Consider the following 20,133-nt stretch of genomic DNA (forward strand, 5'->3'; position numbering starts at 1 on the left):
GAGGCCTATTCGAACGAGTAGGTAAATCCTTCCGGCGACGCGCCGACGGTGACTTTCGCCATCTTCTTGCCCTCGAGCGAGCGGTTGAGCACGCCGCGGCTGAGTTCCGGCAGCAGCGTGTTGGTGAGGATGGCGTCGATCATGCGCCCACCGGACTCGATCTCGGTGCAGCGCGCCTTGACCAGGTCCATCACGCCGTCGCCGATGACCAGCTCGGCATCGTTGGTTGCCTTGAGGCGCTTGGCGATCTTGCCGAACTGGTGCCTGGCGATCGCCTCGATCATCGCATCCGAGAGCGGATAGTAGGGAATGGTCACCACCCGGCCGAGGAAGGCGGCTGGGAAGACCTTCAGCAGCGGGGCGCGCAGCGCGGTGTCGAGATCGTCGATGCCGGTGCGCAACGTGCCGTTCCTGGTGCGGTCCATGATGACGTCGGAGCCGACATTCGAGGTCAGCAGGATCAGCGTGTTCTTGAAGTCGATGCGCCGGCCCTCGCTGTCATCCATCATGCCCTTGTCGAAGACCTGGAAGAAGATCTCGTGCACGTCCGGATGCGCCTTCTCGACCTCGTCGAGCAGGATCACCGAATAGGGTTTCCTGCGCACCGCCTCGGTCAGGATGCCGCCCTTGCCGTAGCCGACATAGCCGGGCGGCGCGCCCTTCAGCGTCGAGACGGTGTGCGCTTCCTGGAATTCGGACATGTTGATCGAGATCAGGTTCTGCTCGCCGCCGTAAAGCGTCTCGGCCAGCGCCAGCGCGGTCTCGGTCTTGCCGACGCCGGAGGGGCCGCAAAGCAGGAACACGCCGACCGGTTTTTCCGGCGCGCCAAGACCGGCGCGGCTGGTCTGGACGCGCTTGGCGATCATTTCCATAGCGTGGTCCTGGCCAACCACGCGCTCGGACAGGGTCGCTGCGAGCTTCAGCGCCTTCTCGGTCTGGCTGGAGAGCATGCGTCCGGTCGGGATGCCGGTCCAATCCTGCACCACGGCAGCAACCGCATTGCGGTCGACCGACGGCAGGATCAGCGGCGTCTCGCCCTGCGCGTCGGCAAGCTCGGCCATCAGTTCGCGCAGCCGCGCGAGATCGGCGGCGGCTTCATCAGCCGGCTCGGCGGAAGCTGTTTCGGCCTTCGCAGCCTTGGCTTTCGAGGACTTGGCCTTCTTCGAACCGGCAGCCTTGCCGTCGCCGGCCTTGCTCTCGCCAGTCTTGCTCTCGGGCGCCTTTTGCTCGGGCGCCTTTGCCGCGCCCTCGACGCTCCCCGTCTCCACGGCGGCCTCTTCAACCGCAGCCTCGTCGAGCGGCACGCCCTCGCCGCGCAGCTTGGCGCGCAGGTCGAGGATTTCGATCACCAAAGCCTTTTCCCGGTCCCAGCGGGCCTGGGCAGCGGCCAGACTGGTCTCGGTTTCCGCCAGCCCGGCGTCGACACGAGCCTGCCGGTCGGCAACGTCGATGCCGATCGCCGCCTCGCGGCCGATGATGCCGCTCTCGACCTCGAGCGCCTGGCGGCGGCGCAGGATGTCCTCGACCTCGGCCGGCGTCGCATGCTGCGAGACCGCGACGCGGGCGCAGGCGGTGTCGAGCAGGCTGACCGCCTTGTCCGGCAATTGCCTTGCCGGAATATAGCGATGCGAAAGTGAGACGGCCGCCTCGATCGCCTCGTCCAGGATCTGCACCTTGTGGTGCTGCTCCAGGACGCCGGCAACGCCGCGCAGCATCAGCACGGCCACGGCTTCCGAGGGCTCGTCGATCTTGACCACCTGGAAACGGCGGGTCAGCGCCGGGTCCTTCTCGATGTGCTGCTTGTATTCGGCCCAGGTCGTGGCGGCGATGGTACGAAGCTCGCCGCGCGCCAATGCCGGCTTCAACAGATTGGCGGCGTCGCCGGTGCCGGCCGCGCCGCCGGCGCCGATCAGCGTGTGCGCCTCGTCGATGAACAGGATGATCGGCACCTCGGAGGCCTGGACCTCGTCGATGACCGCCTTCAGCCGCTTTTCGAACTCGCCCTTGACGCTGGCGCCTGCCTGCATCAGCCCGACATCGAGCATGCGCACGCTGACGTTCTGCAATGTCGGCGGCACGTCGCCCTGGGCGATGCGCAATGCAAAACCCTCGACCGCCGCTGTTTTGCCGACGCCCGCCTCGCCGGTCAGGATCGGGTTGTTTTGCCGGCGTCGCATCAGGATATCGACGATCTGCCTGATCTCCGGATCGCGGCCGACGACAGGGTCGATCTTGCCGTCGCGGGCGCGTTGGGTGAGGTCGGTTGCGTATTTCGCCAGCGCCGAATCCCCGCCCGGACCGCGCTTCATCGGCGTCTCGGTAGCGGCCGCGGCGGGCGGTGAGCCGGCTTCGAGAGAGCCTTCGGTGACGTCGGCGAAGCGGGAAACGACACCGTCGGCGTCGATCTTGTCGAATTCGGCGCTGATCTTGGACACCAGGCCTTCCAGCACCGGCGTCTTCAGGCAGGCAAGCAGGATATGGGCGCTGCGCACCTCTTCCACGCCGAACTCCAGCGTCGCCAGGTTCCAGCCTTCCTGGATGGCGTGGAAGATGTGGTCGGAGAATTCCTCCACCGAGGTGGCGCCGTAGGGCAGCTTGTCGATGGCGCGGGTCATGTCGGCCGTCAGCCGGCTGGCATCGATACCGGCGTCGGCGACGATCATCTGTACATCCGAACGCTCGGACAGCACCAGCTGCTGGATGAAATGGACAAGCTCGACATAAGGATTGCCGCGCAGCTTGGCCGTGTCGGCCGCGGCCTTGAAGGCGCGCACCCCCGTGGCGTTGAGCTTGGCAACCAGTTCCTTACGCTTGAAACTCTGCGATGACCGGCGCTGTTCCATCGAACCTGCTCCCGCAACCTGCCGACCGTACCCTGCCATATAAGCTGCTGCTTGACAAAGCCGCGTGGCGGATAAGGTTTTTTGAATCTATCCGGGCGGCACCGCCCGGTTACACAAGCCTTGCAAACTCGCTGCAACAAACACCGGATTGCTGCCCGGGCTATGCGAGCCATTTCACATACCGGGTCCGGCAATCGCGCAATGGGTTTGGCCAAAGAAAGAACGGTCGCGTTTAGCTTCCGTTAGTTTTTGCGCAGGTGCTCAATTGTCGTCGCGTGAGGCCGGTGATAACGTTGCGTCACATAGGGGTCTCAGGGCCGCTGGCTGGGGGTTGGTGTGATTGATCTCGCACTCTGGCTGAATCCTCTGAACGGTGAGAATCCGTCGGGAGAGGACTTGCGCAACGACCCGGCCTTTCATGAGCTGGAGCGCTTGACCGAGCCTCAGCTCAAAGTTGTCCATGACGGCAACAGCAAGCCCGCGTCGCAGTCCAGTCCAGTCGACTGGGCGGCGGTGCTCGAAAGAGCCGAAGAGTTGCGCACCCGCGGCCGGGACCTGCGCCTGCTGGTCATCGTCGCGCGGGCCTTGGCCAACGAGGAAGGGCTGGCCGGCCTCGCCCAAGGGCTGACGTTGATTGCGCGAACCTTCGAGCAGTACTGGGACACGATGCACCCGTCGCTGCGGACGGGCGCGCCACGCGAAGCTGCCTTACGCCGCATCAACGCGCTGCTCGATCTGCAAAACGGCCAAGAAGGCTTGCTGGCGAACCTCAGGCAGGTGGCCTTCTTCTCCCCGCGCGCGATCGGGCCGATCAGCGGCCGGGACCTGGAACAGGCTGCGCTCGACGAACGCGTCATGCTCCAGGAAGCAGCCTCTGGCCTCGGGACCGCCGAAAAGGCGGCGCTGACGAGCGCCCACAACCAGCTGTTGAACCGCGTGCGCACCGGATGCGCGGCGCAAATCGATCAAGCAGCGGATGTAATGACGTCGCTGCTGGCCGACGCGCGTGCCGCGATCGCCGCGCTCGAGGCGGTGGACACCGCACTCAACGCCCGCATCGAAGGCCATGGCGCCACCGTCCCGGAATTGAAGAAGTTCCTGCAGCGTTTGCTGACGACGCTGGAGCGGAATTCCAGTGGCGGCGCCACGGCGAACGGCGCCGCAAAGCCCGCTCCGCAGGCGGCGGCGGAATCAGCGATGCCCGCCCGCAACGGTCATGGAGCCGAGACGATGGCAAGTGTGGCAAGTCCTGTGGACGCGAGCGCCGGTCTGCCGGACCGGATTAACTCGCGCGACGAGGTCGTCAAATGCCTCGACCTCGTGGTCGCCTTCTACGACCGCACCGAACCGTCCAGCCCCATCCCGCATCTCGCCCGGCGCGTGCGCCGGATGGTGCACATGGATTTCGTGGAACTGATGGAAGATCTCGCCCCGTCGGGGCTGAAGGAGTTCCGGCAGCTTGCCGGCGTCCCCGATCCCAAGAAGCCGGCCCAGAAGGATGAAAGGTAGAAAAGCATGCCAGCAGAGAGCAAAGCGAAGGTCATCGAAAGAAACCGCGCGCCGCGCGTGCAGATCGCCTACGATGTTGAAACCTACGGCAGCCCGACGACGATCGAACTGCCGTTCGTCATGGCCGTGATGGCCGACCTTTCGGGCGCTTCGCAGACCAAGGAAGCGTCGAAGTCGGTGCTTGACCGCAACTTCGTCGAAACCGACGCCAACCGCTTCCCGAAATTCATGGAAGCGATGGGGCCGCGGGTGAAGGCGCGGGTGAAGAACACCCTGCCGCAGGCCGAGGGCCAGGAGCGGGACGAAGAGCTCATGGTCGATCTCACCTTCTCCAAGATGGGCGACTTCGCGCCGGACAAGGTCGCCGAGCAGGTCCCGCAACTGGCCGAAATCCTGAAGATGCGCCGTCAGCTCGAGGAGTTGCTTGGCTTCATGGACGGCCGCGTCGACGCGGAAAAGCGCATAGCGCAGCTTCTGAACAACGAGCCGCTGCTGAGCAAGATCGCCAGCCAGGCGATGGATGACGGCAAGGGCGAGGAGTAAGTCATGGCCGAACAGCAAAAGACCGCAGCCGCCACCGCCGAGGCGGAAGCCATCGATCTTGGCGAATTCAGCGGCCTCCTTGAAAAGGATTTCAAGGTCAAGAAGGACGACAGCGAGAAGCTGCAGCAATTGGTGCGCAACCTGGCGCTTGCCGCGCAATCGCGCTCCGAGAGCACGACCATCTCGTCCAATGCGATCAAGTCGATCAAGTCGCTGATCGCCGGCATCGACAAGATGCTGACGACGCAGGTCAACGAGATCCTGCACGCGCCGGAAGTGCGCGAGATGGAAGGCACGTGGCGCGGCCTCTGGTACCTGATCAACAACACCGAGACGGACACCAAGCTGAAGATCCGGGTGATGAACATCTCCAAGGAGCAGCTGGCCGACACGCTCGAAGATTATGAAGGCCAGATGTGGGACCAGAGCCCGATCTTCAAGAAGGTCTACACGGACGAGTATTCGATGCTGGGCGGCGAGCCGATCGGCTGCATCATCGGCGCCTATGAATTCTCCAACCATCCGCGCGACGTCGGGCTGCTGCGCAACATTTCCGGCGTCTGCGCCTCGGCGCACACCCCGTTCATCGCTGCCGCCTCGCCACGGCTGTTCCGCATGGACAGCTGGCAGGAACTGCCGAACCCGCAGGACCTGCAGATGATCGTGAACAACCCGGCCTATGCCTCATGGCAATCGCTGCGCGAAAGCGAGGACGCCCGCTATATCGGCCTTACCATGCCGCGCGTGCTGGCGCGCCTGCCCTATGGCTCCGAGACGGTTCCGGTGAAGGGCTTCACCTTCGAGGAGGAGGTGGGCGGCGACCACAACAAATATGTCTGGATGAATGCCGCCTTCCCGATGGGCGTGAACATCAACCGCAGCCACAAGCTCTATGGTTGGGGAACGCAGATCCGCGGCGTCGAGAACGGCGGCACGGTGCTCAACCTGCCGGTGCACGCCTTCCCGACCGACGACGGGTCGATCGCGATGAAATGCCCGACGGAAGTCGCCATAGACGACCGGCGCGAGGCGGAACTGGCGAAGCTCGGTCTGATGCCGATCCTGCACCGCAAGAACACTGATCTCGCGGCCTTCATCGGCGCGCATTCGCTGCAGGACGACGAGACGCGCGCCGGGCGTCTGGTCGACCCCGATGCCCAGTCGAACGAACGGCTGAGCGCTAACCTGCCCTACCTCTTCCCGGTCTCGCGCTTCGCGCACTACCTCAAGGCGATCGCGCGCGACAAGATCGGCTCGTTCAAGGAACGCACCGACATGGAGACCTGGTTGACCGAATGGATCAACCGGTACGTACTGGCCAACCCTGCCTTTGCCGACGACAAGGCCCGCGCCAAGCGCCCGCTTGCCGCGGCCGAGGTCCAGGTCGACAGCGTCGAGGGCCGGCCCGGTTACTACAATGCCCGTTTCTATCTGCGTCCGCACTACCAGCTGGAAGGCATCAACGCCTCGCTCCGGCTGGTGTCGGAATTGCCGTCAGTGAAGGGCTGAAATCGCAGTCATCTTGTTTCGTTTGAAAGCGGTGGAGAAAGACAATGCCTGATAGAGCCGATGCGCCTTCGATGAAGATCGACGGCTTCCTGAAAGTCCCGGATATCAAGGGCCCGAGCAAGCGCGACGGCCATGAGGACGAGATCGAGATCCATGGCGTCGATTACAAGATGATCGCGCCTTACGATCCCAATTCGCTGTCGCGGCGCGGCCGCGTGTCGATGGGAATGATCAAATTCTTCAAGCACTACGACAAGTCGTCGCCCTACCTGAAGAAGGCGCTGTTCGAGAACAAGGCGCTGGACGAAGTGGTGTTTTCGGCCCGCCGCACCATTGACGGCGAGACCAGCGACTATCTGGTCGTGACGCTCACCGACGCCTCCGTCATGGAATACGACATGCGGCAGGCCCACGACGAGGCGGACCTGATCGAGGAAGAAGTCAGCTTCGCCTACAAGAAGATCAAGTTCGTCTACGACAAGGACGACGAGATCGAAATGGACGTCTATGTCGGCAAGTGAGGCCAAGCGGCCTGGCGCGAAAGCGCAGCTTGCCGGTAGCTCGCGGGCAAAGCGCGAGGCGGTCCAGCCCTCCCTCTGGGACCGCCTCGTCAACGACTTGCCCGGGCTGACGTCGGAGATCGACGGGCTGCGCCGTCTGCTGGAAGAAGAACTCGGCGCCGAGCGCGTCGAGGCTCTTCTTGCCGGCAGCGCGCGCGTCATCGATGCCGATGCCGAACTGACATCCGAGCAGAAACGACGACTGCACAGACTGGTCTTCCAGACCGAGCATCGCACCGAGATCGAAAGCCGCAGCGTGGTGGTGTCGGCGCGGGTGCTCAGGGAAGCGGTCCGGCGCGACATCGAGGCCCTGTTCAACACCGAGCGTTTCGAGTCCGTGCCGATGCTCTCCGACGCCGAGCACGAACAGCCTTTGGATGAGCTGCCGCCGCTCGCCGACTTTCCGGAGGTGCGCCGCAGCGTCGTCAACTATGGCGTGCCGTCGTTTTCCGGCCGCTCGTCGCGGGATTTCGACCGCGACACGCTGGCGCGCGAGATCCGCGCGGTGCTCGCCACTTTCGAGCCGCGCCTCAAGGAAAGCGCTACGACCGTCAACGTCACGCTTGGCGACAAGACCGTCGGCCTCAAGATCGAGATCGACGCCGTGCTGATCATGACGCCGACGCCGGAACGCATGCGGCTGCGCACCACGATCAATCTCGACAACGGCCTGGCGCGAACCGAATTCCGGGAGACCTGAGATGGATCGGGTCTTCGTGGAGTATTACGAAGAGGAACTGACCCATATCCGCGCGCTGGCCGCGGAATTCGCCGACATGCATCCGGCGGTCGCCCGCAACCTTTCCCTCGACACCGTTCCTTGCCCCGATCCCTATGTCGAACGGCTGCTCGACGGCGTCGCCTTTCTTGCCGCGCGCACGCGGCTCAAGATCGACGCCGAGCGCTCGCGCTTTTCGCGCGCCGTGCTCGACGTGCTCTATCCGGACCTGGTGACGCCGGCGCCGGCGACCGCGATGGCCGTGCTGAAACCCGGGCAGCAGGTGCAGTCGATGATCGCCGGCCATGCGGTGGCGCGCGGCACGCGGCTGGTTTCCGGCCTGCATCCCGGGCTCTCGACGCGCTCGACCTTCACCACCGCGCAAGAGGTCACGCTGTGGCCGATCGCGATCAATTCGGTCAGCTATTTCCAGGACCGCAGCGCGCTGGCCGCCGCCGGCATCGCGCCGGTCGGCGGCGTGCCCGGCGAAGCGGCATTCCGCATCGCGCTTACCCGGACCGGGAAGGGCAAGCTCAGCGAATTGTCGCTCGACCGGCTCGATCTCTACTTCGCCGGGCGCACCAAGGCGCCGCTCATCTTCGACGCGATCTTCGGCGCCTGCTCGGCCGTCGGCGCGCGGGCGGAGGGCAAGACCAATCCGCTCACGGCGCTGCGCGAGCCCGAAATGATCGGCATCCACGACGACGAAGCGCTGATGCCGCGCACCCGCCCGACCTTCGAGGGATACCGGCTGCTGCGCGAATATTTCCTGATCCCCGAGCGTTTCCACTATGTGCGCGTCGCCGGCCTGCAGCCTGTGGTGCGCAAGTGCGATGGGGCAATAGAGATCATCTTCCTGTTCCGGCGTCCGGTGCCGGAACTCGCCGATGTGGCGGTGGCCGATTTCGAGCTGTTCGCAACGCCGATCATCAATCTCTTCGAACGCGAGTGCAACGTCATCGAGATCGACCCGCGCCGGACGCGCCAGGTGCTGCATGCCGACCGCACCCGGGCACGGGACTTCGAGATTTTCCGGGTCACCCGGGTGGAAGACGCCGACGCTGAAGGCAGCGAGGCGATCATTCCCGAATTGTTCAGCCTGGGACAGAACCGCAGCAGTGGCTGGGTCTATTCTACGGAGCGGCGCCCCCGCCGAGCCACGGAGGACGAGCGGCGCGACGGCCTGACCCGCACCTCTTACACAGGCGACGACGTGTTCCTCGCCGTCTCGCGTCCAGCCGGAAGCCAGCCCAACCGGCCGCTGAAGCGGCTCGACGTGATGGCGATCTGCACCAACCGCGACCTGCCGATCCTGGACGATACGCCGGCGCTGACGCTGGAGACCGCCGATCCGGTGGAAGCGGTGCGGCTGCTCGGCGCGCTGCGGCCGCCGCAGCCGGCGATCCCGGCGGCCCTGCCGGCCGGCGCCGAAGGCGAATCCCGCGCCGACAATCTCGCCTGGCGGCTGGTGGCGCAGCTCTCGCTCAACTTCCTCAGTCTCGCCAAGGAAGGTCGCGGTGTCGATCCGCTGCACGCCTTGCTCGAACTCTACGCCGATCGCGGCGATCCGAGCCTTGCCCGCAACGTGCATTCGATCACCCGCATCGACTCGCGGCCGGTGATCGAGCGGCTCAAGATCGACGGGCCGATGTGTTTCGGCCGCGGCACCGAGGTGACGCTGCATGTCGACCAGTCGGTGCTGGCGGGCCAGAGCACGCTGCTGCTTTCGGCCCTGCTTGCGCGGTTGTTCGCCCGCCACGCCGGGATAAATGGTTTCGTGCGGACGCGTACGCGGTTGCTGCAGAAGCAGGAGGATGTGCCATGGCCGATGACGCCCGGCAATCGCTACCTGATCTAACGCGGCTGGCCCCAACCGAAGCGGAGCCGCTGTCGGAGGGGTACGATTTCTTCGAGCTGCTGCGCCGCCTGGAGCAGCGGCGTGGCTTGTTCGGGCATTCCGGAACCGCAGACCGTGAGCCGGCAAGGATCGGCCAGCATGTGCGCCTGAGCTTCTCGGCCAGGGACGTGGTCAAATTCCAGGATGTGGGCGAAAAGGCTCCGGCGCGGGTGACCGTCGCCAATCTCGGCCTGCTCGGGCCGGAAGGGCCGATGCCGCTGCATCTGACGCGCTGGGTGCTCGACCGGCTGTCGCAGCGCTGGTTCACCGGCGCCGATGCCGAGCAGACCAGCGACACGACCTTCGTCGACTTCGTCAACATCCTGCAGCATCGCATGATCGCGCTCTACTACCGCGCATGGGCGGACGCGCATCCGGCGGTTCAGGTCGAACGTTCGGTCGGCGGGCGCGTCCGCGCCATGCTGGAAGCCATGGCCGGGATCGGCCTTCCCGGCACGCAGGATCCCGAGCTCGACACGGTGCGGCTGCGCCAGGCCGGATCGCTGGCAAACCAGGTCGACGGCGCGGAGCGGCTGACGCTGTTTCTCGCCACCGCCTTCAAGGTGCCGGTGCAGATCAAGGAATTCGTCGCCGCCTGGATCACCATTCCGGCGGCGCTGCAGAGCCGTATCGGCAAGGCCTATGCGACTCTCGGCGGCGGCGCGACGATCGGGCCGCGCGTCTTCAGCCGGCAGAGCCGGATCGAATTGCGCGTCGGACCGCTGAGTCTCGACGACTTCAAGTCCTTCCTGCCCGAAGAACGGCGCCTTGCTCTGTTCAAGAAGGCAGTGCGGGACATGATCGGCGAAGCGCTCGATGTCGATCTGCGCATCGTGCTCGCGCGTGAAGCCGTGCCTTCGCCGAAGATGGGAACCATCCAGCTCGGCCGAACCTCCTGGCTTTCACGCCCCGCCGAAAAGGGAGACGCCGACGATCTCAGGTTGCGCACCATCGTCGGCTGGCGACCGGAAATGGCGGAGGCAGCCGCATGAGCCTGCTGCTGACGCTGGAACAAGGCCCGCGCTCGCAGGCGGTCAGGCAGACCCGGCTGGACGAGGGCGAACTGGTGATCGGCCGCAGCGCCGATGCCGGCTGGCAGATCGACGATCCGGACATGTTCGTTTCACGCGCCCACTGCAAGATCAGCGGCGGCCGCGACGGCTATTACGTCACCGACACGTCGAGCAGCGGATTGTTCATCGACGATTCCGACAGCCCGCTCGGCACCGGCAGGTCGACGCGCCTGCAAAGCGGCATGCGGCTGCGCCTGGGCGACTATGTGCTCCATGTCGAGGTTCAACTCAGCGCTGGCCACACCTCGATCGGTCAGGCGCCGATCTCCAACGCCGCGCCGGCATGGTCGCCGCCGCAATCGCGGACGCCACCCAGCATCGGCGGCGACGACTTCTTCTCGGCCAAGGTCGAGGAAGAGCCGCAGCGGCCGCGCCCGGCCGGACTGCCCGATCCGTTCGAGCAGCCTGTGCCCGGGGCTTACGATCGCGCCTCGAGCCAACGCAGCTCGCCCGCTTTCGACGATCCGTTCAGCCTCGATCCGGTGGCGACGCCGGCCTCGAGCGAAGAACCTGACGCCGCCCGGGCGGACCCCTTCGGCTTCGGCGAGATGCCATCGCGCAACGATATGCCCGAGCCCGCGCCGAAACCGTCCGGCTTCGACGATTTCAGCTTCGGACCAGCCGCGACGCCCGCTTCCGGCAGCAGCGCTGACGCAACCGGTCGCAACGGGCGGCCCGCCGAGAAGCCGAAGGCCGCCCGTCCATGGGAGATACCGGCGCAGGCGGCCGACCCCTCAGCGCCACCACCTCGCCCTGTTCCCGTTCCCAAGCCATCGCGTCCGGCGCAACCGGCGTCCAGCGACATGGCGTTGCGCGCCGCGTTCCTGCGCGGCATGGGCGTCGAGGAGGCCGATTTTCCCGGGCGCGATGCGATTGCCGAAATGGAAAAGTTCGGGCGGGAATACCGGCTGATGCTCGATGGCCTGATGCAGCTCCTGCGCAAGCGCGCCGAAGAGAAGGGAAGCGCGCGTGTCGCCCAGACCATGGTCGGCGCCTCCGAGGTCAACCCGCTCAAATTCCTGCCGACGGTCGAGGATGTCATCGTCACCATCATCGCGGAACGCAGCCCCGGCTTTCTCTCCGGCGAGGCGGCGATCGGCGACGCGGTCAAGGATCTCGCGCAGCATCACGTGCGCGCCTGGCGCGGCGTGCAGGCGGCGCTGCGGCGCATGATCGACCGTTTCGATCCGGCCGCGATCGAAGAAGAGCTCAAGTCCAATTCCGCGATCGGCAATCTGCTCGCCGGGGGGCGCAATGCCAAGCTGTGGGAACTTTACCAGAAACGCCATCGCGACATCGCCCAGAGCGCGGAATCGAGCTTCCTGGGCGAGATCGGCGCAGACTTCAGGGATGCATATGAAGAGGAGTAGGGACATGATCGACAGACGCGAATTCATCATTGCCATCGGCGCCACGGGGCTGCTTGCGGCTTGCCAGAGCGGCCCGCCGAAGCCATCGGTCATCTCCGTCAACGTGACTGGCGGCGCCGGCATGAATCCGGGACCGGGCGGCGGCGACCGGCCGGTGACGGTGCTGGTGATGCGGCTTGCCAGCACCGGCAAGTTCAACTCGGCGGATTATTTCGCGCTGCAGGGCGATGCCGGCTCGGCGCTCGGCGCCGACCTCATCGGCTCGGACGCGATCTCGGTTGCTCCGGGCAAGACGGCGGCAAAAACCATCACGGTCGAACCGAACGCCACCGCGCTCGGCTTCGTGGCGCTGATCCGCGAGCCTGGCGGACGCAACTGGCGCACGACCAAGTCGGTGTCGCCGGGCTCGAAATTCACCATCAACGTCAGCCTCGGCAAGGGCGGCATCTCCGCTTAGCAACGTGGCAACCAGGCGGCAGGGCAGTGCAGAGAGTAATGGCATGAGCGACGCAAACAGGGTGCTGTGGTCGGAGGGCCTGTTTCTCAGGACCCAGCATTTCCAGCAGCAGGACCGGTTCTTCGAGGGGATGGTGCGCGGCGCCTTGCAGGCCGGCCAGCTCCATACGTTCGGCTTCCAGCAGCTGACGCTCGACCAGTCGCTGCTCGATGCCGGCCAGGTCTCGATCGTGTCCGCCCGGGGCATCTTCCCGGACGGCACGCCCTTCTCCATCCCGGAACTGATGGACGCGCCGAAGCCGCTGCCGGTCACGGCCGACACCGGCGCCGGGCCGGTGCTGGTGGCGTTGCCGCTCGAGCCACCCGGCGGCGTCGGCTTCGATCCGGCGCATGCCGCATCGACGGGCGCGCGCTACCACGGCAAGATCGTCCCGGTGCGCGATGCCGTGCAGGGCGGCGCCGATCCCGAGGAAATCGAAATCGCCCGACCGCAAGCGGTGCTGCTGGCGCCCGGCAAATCGGTCGGCGGCTACACCGCGCTGCCGGTCGCCGACATCACGGGCGTGCGCGCCGATGGCGGCGTCTCGCTCGACCAGTCCTTCCTGCCGCCGACGCTGATCACCGGCGCCGTCCACTGGTATCGGCAATTGCTGCAGGAGGTCGTCACCGGCCTCGACCAGATCGCCGAGGCGCATGGCAAGATGGTGATGGGCGGGGCCGGGCGCAGCGTCGAGGACCTTTTGATGCTGCACCTCGCCAACGCCGCGCGGCCACGCCTTGCGCATATGCTGGCCCAGGATGTCTTCCATCCGGCCGAGCTTTATCTCGAGCTTGCCGGCCTCGCCGGCGAGATGGCCACCTACGGCTCGAGCTCGCGGCGGCTCGGCGAACTGCCGGCCTACGACCACATGGCGCCCGGCCCCGCCTATATGGCGCTGGCCGACGCCTTGCGTTCGCTCATCCTCAGCCTGCGCTACATCGAGCCGAAATCGCGCGCGCTGCCGGTCATGCGGCACGCGACCAATGTCTGGAAGGTGCGCATCGACAACCCGAAGCTTTTGGTCGCCAGCCGCATCGTCATCCGCGTCGGCTCCGAGCTTTCGGAAGACGCGCTGCGCAAGATCTTCGTCAACCAGGCGACGGTCGGATCCGCCGACCAGTTCGAAGGCCTGTGGAAGTCTCGCCTGCCTGGCATTCCGCTGAAACCGCTTCATTCGCAGCCGCGCGAGATCCCTTATGACGGCGACCGGCTGTGCCTGGAGCTCGACCAGAAGAGCGAGCATTGGGCCTCGCTGCTCGACGCCCCCGGCTTCGTCATCGGCGTTTCCGGTGTGCTGCCGAGCGAGCCGCAGGTCGACTGCTATTCGGTGAACAGGTGAGGCCATGAGCCGGGATGATCCTTTCGGACTGTCGGAGGATCGCGAGCGCACCCGCATCCGGCTGACCGGCGCGGCGCCCCGGCCGATGGCGCCGCTGACGCCGGGCGCGCCGGTCAAACGGGCGCGCTCCCATCCCAATACGCTCATCAACATCTTCGCGCCGCTGCTCGAATTCGCGCCCGAGCTCGAAAGCGCGCTGGCGCCCGAGAACCCGGAAGTCATGCGCACGCGCCTGCTCGACGAGCTGGTGCGGGCCCGCGATGCAACGGTTGCGTCCGGTTCATCGCTGGAGCGCGCCGACCAGGCCGCATGGGCGGTAGCGGCGCTGCTCGACGATCTCGCGCTCAACACGCCATGGGGCGGCGCCAGCGCCTGGCCGCGCCAACCGCTTGTGGTGATGCTGCGCGGCGACGTCGATGCCGGCACACAGTTCTTCACGCGGCTCGACGAGCTGGAGCGGCATCCCAACCGCGACCGGGAAATGCTGGAGCTGCAATATTATTGCCTCGCGCTCGGCTTCCGCGGCAAGTATCGCGTGCCCGGCCGCGCCGGCGACCGGTCGCTCAACGCCGTGCGCGTGGCGGCCGCGCGCTTCCTGCGCAACGCGGACGCCGAGGACGCGCCGCTGTCGCCGAACTGGAAGGGCGTGATCGCCTCCGACGAGCCGCAGCGCTTCATCGTTCCGATCTGGGTGATGGCGCTTGCCGCGATCGTCGTCGCCGCAGCCGCCTATATCGGCCTGTCGATGGGCCTGAGCAGCCAGGCGGTCGAGCTCTCCGCGCTGGTGCGCACGCTGCCGCCGGCCTCGCGCGGCGACATCACCCGCGCCGCGCCACAGCAAGATGCGCCCGAACCGCCGCAGCCCGTCGATTTCGCGCTGCTGCCCGAATTCAAGGCCGAAGCGCCGGACAACCTCAAGGGGGCGCTGAGCGGCACGGAGAGCGTCTCGCTGGCCAAGCTGATCGTCCAGTCCTCCAATCCGGAGCTGTTCCAGTCCTCGCGGCCGACGCTGACGGAAGGGTACGAGCCGTTGATCGCAGCGATCGCCAAGGTGATCCTGGACAACAAGGAGCTGATCGGGAAAATCACCATCGTCGGCCATACCGACAATGTGCGCCTGCAAAAGTCCAATCCGTTTGCCAGCAATCAGCGTCTGTCGGAAGCGCGCGCCGAAACCATAGCCAAGCTTCTGGTGCAGGCCGGCGTGCCGCAAGAGAGCATCTCTTCCGAGGGTCGCGCCGAAACCGATCCGGTGGCCGACAACTCGACGCGCGAAGGCCGCGCGCTCAACCGGCGCGTCGAGGTTCTGGTCGAGAAGAGGCTCTGAGATGTTCATCCTGCGCTTCCTCTGGGCCGTCATCACCTCGCGATTCCTATGGACGCTGATCGGCATCGCGCTGCTTTCGCTGTTGATCTGGGTGTTCGGCCCGATCGTGCAGGTCGGCCCTTACGCGCCGTTCGAATCCGACAATGTGCGCATCGCCATCATCGCCGGGCTGATCATCCTGTGGCTGATCTGGCTGATCGTCGCGCAACGCCGCGCGATCCGCGCCAACCGCATGTTCGTCGCCGAGATAGCGGCGCCGGTGGCCGAAAGGCAGCTCACACCCGGCGAGGAGAGCGTCGCGGCCGTCGGCGCCAAGTTCGGCGAGGTGATGGCCGAGCTCAAGCGGCGCAAGCTCGGCGGCAGAAAATTCCTGCGCGAGATGCCCTGGTATGTGATCGTCGGGCCGCCGGCGACGGGCAAAACAACGGCATTGCGCCAGTCCGGCCTCAATTTCCCGATCGACCTCACCGACGATCTGCAGGGCGTCGGCGGGACGCGCAATTGCGACTGGTTCTTCTCCGAGAACGCGGTGCTGATCGACACAGCGGGCCGCTACGTCCAGCAGGAAAGCCAGCCGGACGTCGATGCGACGGAATGGCTGGGCTTCCTCGATCTGCTCAAGAAGCACCGGGGCCGGCGTGCGCTCAACGGCGTCATCGTCGCGCTGTCGATCGACGCGATGTCGGAGGGCGACGAGGCGATCAAGGCGCATGGCAGAAAAATCCGCCGGCGGCTGGCGGAGCTCAACGATCGGCTGGAGATTCGCCTGCCCGTCTACCTGATGCTGACCAAGGCCGACCTGATCAAAGGCTTCGAGGCCTTTTTCGGCGGCCTGTCGACAACCGCGCGCGAGCAGGTGTGGGGAACCACTTTTCCGCTCGACGCACGTGTCAACGCCGGCACGATCCAGACGGAACTCGCCAGGCTGGCCTCCGAGCTGGAGCGGCGGCTGGTGCCGCGGCTCGAGGACGAGGACAAGCTCGGCCAGCGCGCCGAGATCTTCCGTTTCCCGGCGCAGCTCGCGAGCCTCTCCGAGCCGATCCAGGTGCTGGTCGAGGCGATGTTCGGCGAAAGCCGCTACGAGGAGGCCGCCTGGTTGCGCGGCCTCTATCTGACCTCGGCGACGCAGGAAGGCGCGCCGATCGACCGGCTGACCGCCGCCCTTTCCTCATCCTTCGGACTGCCGCCGCGTCGCGCCATGCCTGCGGCGCGCGTCGAGAAACGCAGCTTCTTCCTCAGAAACCTGCTCACCGAAGTGATCTTCAAGGAAGCCGGCCTCGGCACGTTCGATCCGCTGGCGCAGCGCCGCCGCGCCTGGATCTGGCGCGGAGCCGCCGCCGCCTGCGCGCTCGCCGCCTTGCTCGCCGGCGGACTGTTCACCTGGTCCTATCTCGACAACCGCAATGCGATCACCGCGCAGGCCGGCCAATTCGAGGCGCTGCAGCAGCCCCTGACCGACGTCGCCGCCATGCCGGCCGCGGTCGAGCAGCCGACCATGGACGGCGCGCTGGCGGCGATGGACGCGGTGGCGACGGCCCGCACCGCACCGCCGGACGCGATCCACAACCTGCTCGGCCCGACCGCATCGGCCGAGCTGGTGCGCGCGCAGACCGATACCTACGACCATGCGCTGCGCAACGTGCTGGAGCCGCATATGGTCGCGCTGCTGGAGGCCACGATGTGGCGGCAGATCCGCGATCCGGATTTCATGCTCGGCGCGCTGAAGACCTACCGGATGATGACCGGCCTGTCGCAGATGGACACCGACTTCGTCCAGAACTGGTGGGTGAACAGCCTGCCGCAATTCGCGCCGGCCGCACCCTTCCCGACCGCCGACGCCGAAGAGCACCAGCTCGCCGCCATCCGCCGCATGGCGGTCGACGACAGCTACATCGCGCCGGACAAGGAGCTGGTCGCCGAAGCGCTGAAGACCGTGTGCACGATCTCGCTGCCGGAGCGCGCCTACAAGCAGCTTCTGGCCGACCCGGAAGTGGCAGCGGTCAAGGAATGGGTGCCGGCCAATTTCGCCGGACCGAACGGCGCGAAGGTGTTCGCGCGCCGTTCCGACAAGACGCTGCGCGTGGGCGTTCCAGGCCCCTACACCTATGCCGGCTTCCACGATGCGATCCTCGACCGGGTCGAGGACGTCGCCGGACAGGCGGCGCTCGACCGCGCCGTGTTTGCCGGCGGCTGCTCGGAGAATTCGGAGACGTCGGTCTCGGCGCTGTCGGAAGACATCCTGAAGCTCTATTACGACGACTATATCGCGCAGTGGGATTCGTTCCTGCGCGACATGCGGCTGGCGCCGCTGACCGACCTCAACGTCGCCAGCGAGAACCTCAAGGATCTTTCCAGCGCCGACTCCGCGCTGAAGCGCCTGCTGACCGCGGTGGTGCAGGAGACCGACCTGACCCGTTCGGACGATGCGGCGGCCGACGACAAGAGCGGCGGCGCCGCCAAGACCGGCTCGAAGCTCTTGAGCAAGCTCGGAAAACTGGGCAAGGTGGTGAAGACCGGCGCGAAATTGCTGCCCCGCGCGGGCTCGGCCGACCAGGTCGACATGACCGGCAGCCTGGTGGCCGAGCATTTCAAGCCGCTCAAGGGCACGATCGCCCAGGTCGACGGCCAACCGCCGGCGCTCGATGCCGCCGTCGTGGCGCTGACGGCGCTGTCCAACGTGCTGCAGACCGTGACCGCCAATCCCGACCCGCAGGACGCCATCAAGAAGCAGGGCGGCCTCGCCGAACTGACAGGCGCGGTTGCCAGACAAGCGCAGATCCTGCCTTCGCCGATCAACGACTGGTTGGGCGGGATTGCCGGCGACACCAGCGGCCTGTCGCAGAAGGCCGTCACCAACGAGCTCAACGCCATCTGGCGGGCGGACATCCTGCCCTTCTGCCAGGCCGCGCTCAACAACCGCTATCCGTTCAGTCCGGAGAGCGCGGTCGACGTCAACGTGCGCGACTTCCAGCGCCTGTTCGGGCCGACCGGGCTGATCGACGCCTTCACCAACGACCACCTGATCAACTACGTCGACACCGCCAGCGAACCGTGGAAATGGCGCGCCGATTTCGGCCTGGACCCGGCGGCGCTGGCGGCCTTCGAGCAGGCGCGCCACATCCGCGACGATCTCTTCCCCGGCGGCACCGGCCCTGTGATGAATTTTACGCTGGAGCCGAAGGATCTGTCGCCCAACGTGGCGCGGGTGACGCTCAACCTCGATGGCCAGAACCTCGTCTACTACAACAACGCGACAAGGCCGCAGCCGATGACATGGCCCGGCAAGGACGGCACCGGCGTGATCTCGCTCGCCTTCCAGCCGGTCGACGGCTCGCCTGAGATAATGCTCAACGAGACCGGCAGCTGGGCGTGGCTGAGAATGCTGCGCGGCGGCCGCTTCAACGCGACCAAGCTCACCGACGTCTACAGCCTGCGGCTCGGCACCAAGGGGATGTGGGCCGATTTCGAGCTCAAGGCGGCCAGCGTCGAGAACCCTTACACGCTCGAAATGTTCAAGAAGTTCACATGTCCGCCACAGATCTGAACATCGGCTTCTTCGGCAAGATTCCGGCGACGGGGGATTTCGTTTCCGCGAATCTGCCGCGAACCTTCATCGACCGCTGGGACCGGTGGATGTCGATGGAACTGCGCGCGCGACCGGACGAAGGAGAGTTGGATTCGCGTGTCTGGCGCTTCATCGTCAAGGGCGGCATTTTCGGCGACCAGCCCTGTGCAGGCGCCTGGCGCATGAGCGAGGATCGCGTCGGCCGCCGTTATCCGTTCGCCATCGTCCGACTGGGGCCACCGCCGGAGCCCAGCGACCCGTGGTACGATGCCGTGGCCTCGCTTCTTCAGAACTGCGTCGATAACTCCTGGGCGCAGGCCCGACTGGCCGAAAGCCTTCAGATTTTGTCACCTCCGGGCGCCGCCGCCGCGGCCGACAAGATCGCATTCTGGAGCGACGACTGGGAGGTTGCGGAGTTCGGCTTCGTCGACATCCACGACCTTGCCAAAAATGCCCTGCCCGCCATGCGTGCGGGCACGGCCGGAGACGGCGGAGTCCACGGCGATGGGTAACACGGTCTACGCCGAAAAGATGGGCTTCTTCCACCAGGCAAGCGGCGGCAAGGGCGTCGCGCCGGGCGACGTCTGCCTCAGCCCGCCGCCGCCGCCGGCGGGACCGGTGCCGGTTCCATATGTCAACATGCTTTCGGCCAGCGATCTCATCAAAGGCAGCAAGAGCGTCAAGGTGCAGGGAACACCGACGGCGCTCGAGAACTCTTCCGAAGTGGCGCTGAGCACGGGCAACGAAGCGGCCACGCCGGGACTGGGAGCCGGCGTGATCACCCATCGCATCAAGGGCAAGGGCTCGTTCAAGCTCTGGTCGTTCACGGTCAAGGTCGAGGGCAAGGGAGTCTGCCGCCACGGCGATCCGATGGAGCAGAATACCGCGAGCCCGCTGCCGAACACGGTCGATGTGTCCGCCATGGTGGACTTCTCGGTGGTGCTCGGCAAGGATGCGATGAAGGAAGACTGCCCGCGCGACTACAAATACTCGGAGGACTATACCCCCACGACCGAGACCCAGCGCGCCTCCGTGCAGGGGCAGGCCTGCTGGCAGTGCAAGAAGGACCGTGCCAACATCCTTCGTCGGACTCCAGGGCCAGCGAAGGACAAGGCGCTGAAGGCCATCGACGCGAAAATCAAGAAGCAGACCGACGGCAAGGTCACGATGATCGCCGATCACCAGCCGCCGCAGAAGGTCGCATGGGAGATGGGAGCGTGCCATGATGCGGACAACTTCGCCCAGCGGATGCGCGACCTTCCGTGCCAGCCGCATTGTCATGCCCATAGCATGCAGCAGTCCAGGGACATGCGCGAGCTTGATCGCCGCGAACTGTACGACGCGATGAATGCGAACATCAGGGGTCTCAATATATAGAGATACG

At 66.0% G+C, this 20,133-nt stretch carries 15 protein-coding genes; 14 read left to right on the forward strand and 1 reads right to left on the reverse strand.

The annotated features are described in order from the left end of the window. Positions 1–5: 5 nt before the first annotated feature. Positions 6–2,843 (reverse strand): type VI secretion system ATPase TssH, encoded by a 2,838-nt coding sequence (gene tssH, locus FJ414_RS07900; protein WP_140643152.1) that lies wholly within the window; start codon positions 2,841–2,843, stop codon positions 6–8. A gap of 336 nt (positions 2,844–3,179) precedes the next feature. On the opposite strand from tssH, the gene tssA reads away from it, so the two are divergent. The 14 genes from tssA (at position 3,180) to FJ414_RS07970 (ending at position 20,126) form a co-directional block, all read left to right on the forward strand. Next, the gene (tssA, locus tag FJ414_RS07905) at positions 3,180–4,352 is read left to right on the forward strand and encodes a type VI secretion system protein TssA (protein WP_140643154.1); all 1,173 of its coding nucleotides are present in this window, start codon (positions 3,180–3,182) and stop codon (positions 4,350–4,352) included. Between the two features lie 6 nt (positions 4,353–4,358). Continuing rightward, a complete protein-coding gene (gene tssB, locus FJ414_RS07910) occupies positions 4,359–4,895 on the forward strand; it encodes a type VI secretion system contractile sheath small subunit (RefSeq protein WP_140643156.1) in 537 nt (178 codons plus the stop codon). 3 nt (positions 4,896–4,898) lie between these two features. Continuing rightward, positions 4,899–6,404 (forward strand): type VI secretion system contractile sheath large subunit, encoded by a 1,506-nt coding sequence (tssC, locus tag FJ414_RS07915; RefSeq protein ID WP_140643158.1) that lies wholly within the window; start codon positions 4,899–4,901, stop codon positions 6,402–6,404. A gap of 71 nt (positions 6,405–6,475) precedes the next feature. Then, entirely contained in the window at positions 6,476–6,925 is a 450-nt protein-coding gene (locus tag FJ414_RS07920; RefSeq protein ID WP_181166839.1) for an Hcp family type VI secretion system effector, read from the forward strand. Next, entirely contained in the window at positions 6,912–7,664 is a 753-nt protein-coding gene (gene tssE, locus FJ414_RS07925; protein ID WP_140643162.1) for a type VI secretion system baseplate subunit TssE, read from the forward strand. The genes FJ414_RS07920 and tssE overlap by 14 nt, the downstream gene beginning before the upstream one ends. 1 nt (position 7,665) lies before the next feature. Further along, a complete protein-coding gene (gene tssF / locus FJ414_RS07930) occupies positions 7,666–9,540 on the forward strand; it encodes a type VI secretion system baseplate subunit TssF (protein WP_140643165.1) in 1,875 nt (624 codons plus the stop codon). Continuing rightward, entirely contained in the window at positions 9,504–10,571 is a 1,068-nt protein-coding gene (gene tssG, locus FJ414_RS07935) for a type VI secretion system baseplate subunit TssG (RefSeq protein ID WP_140643166.1), read from the forward strand. The genes tssF and tssG overlap by 37 nt, the downstream gene beginning before the upstream one ends. Then, a complete protein-coding gene (gene tagH / locus FJ414_RS07940) occupies positions 10,568–12,022 on the forward strand; it encodes a type VI secretion system-associated FHA domain protein TagH (protein ID WP_140643167.1) in 1,455 nt (484 codons plus the stop codon). The genes tssG and tagH overlap by 4 nt, the downstream gene beginning before the upstream one ends. 4 nt (positions 12,023–12,026) lie before the next feature. After that, positions 12,027–12,479: a type VI secretion system lipoprotein TssJ gene (gene tssJ, locus FJ414_RS07945; protein WP_140643168.1), complete on the forward strand. Its 453-nt coding sequence runs from the start codon at positions 12,027–12,029 to the stop codon at positions 12,477–12,479. 43 nt (positions 12,480–12,522) lie between these two features. Beyond that, positions 12,523–13,857: a type VI secretion system baseplate subunit TssK gene (gene tssK / locus FJ414_RS07950; RefSeq protein WP_140643169.1), complete on the forward strand. Its 1,335-nt coding sequence runs from the start codon at positions 12,523–12,525 to the stop codon at positions 13,855–13,857. Between the two features lie 4 nt (positions 13,858–13,861). Beyond that, positions 13,862–15,184, forward strand: a complete 1,323-nt coding sequence (gene tssL / locus FJ414_RS07955; protein WP_140643170.1) for a type VI secretion system protein TssL, long form — start codon at positions 13,862–13,864, stop codon at positions 15,182–15,184. Position 15,185: 1 nt separating this feature from the next. After that, positions 15,186–18,728 carry a type VI secretion system membrane subunit TssM gene (gene tssM, locus FJ414_RS07960; RefSeq protein WP_140643171.1) on the forward strand — a complete coding sequence of 1,181 codons (3,543 nt, stop codon included), beginning with the start codon at positions 15,186–15,188 and terminating at the stop codon, positions 18,726–18,728. Continuing rightward, entirely contained in the window at positions 18,710–19,261 is a 552-nt protein-coding gene (tagF, locus tag FJ414_RS07965; protein WP_140643172.1) for a type VI secretion system-associated protein TagF, read from the forward strand. Before tssM ends, tagF begins: the two co-directional genes overlap by 19 nt. Next, positions 19,254–20,126 carry a DUF4150 domain-containing protein gene (locus FJ414_RS07970; RefSeq protein WP_140643173.1) on the forward strand — a complete coding sequence of 291 codons (873 nt, stop codon included), beginning with the start codon at positions 19,254–19,256 and terminating at the stop codon, positions 20,124–20,126. Before tagF ends, FJ414_RS07970 begins: the two co-directional genes overlap by 8 nt. Positions 20,127–20,133 lie beyond the last annotated feature (7 nt).

Source organism: Mesorhizobium sp. B3-1-6 (assembly GCF_006439555.1).
Lineage (GTDB): Bacteria > Pseudomonadota > Alphaproteobacteria > Rhizobiales > Rhizobiaceae > Mesorhizobium.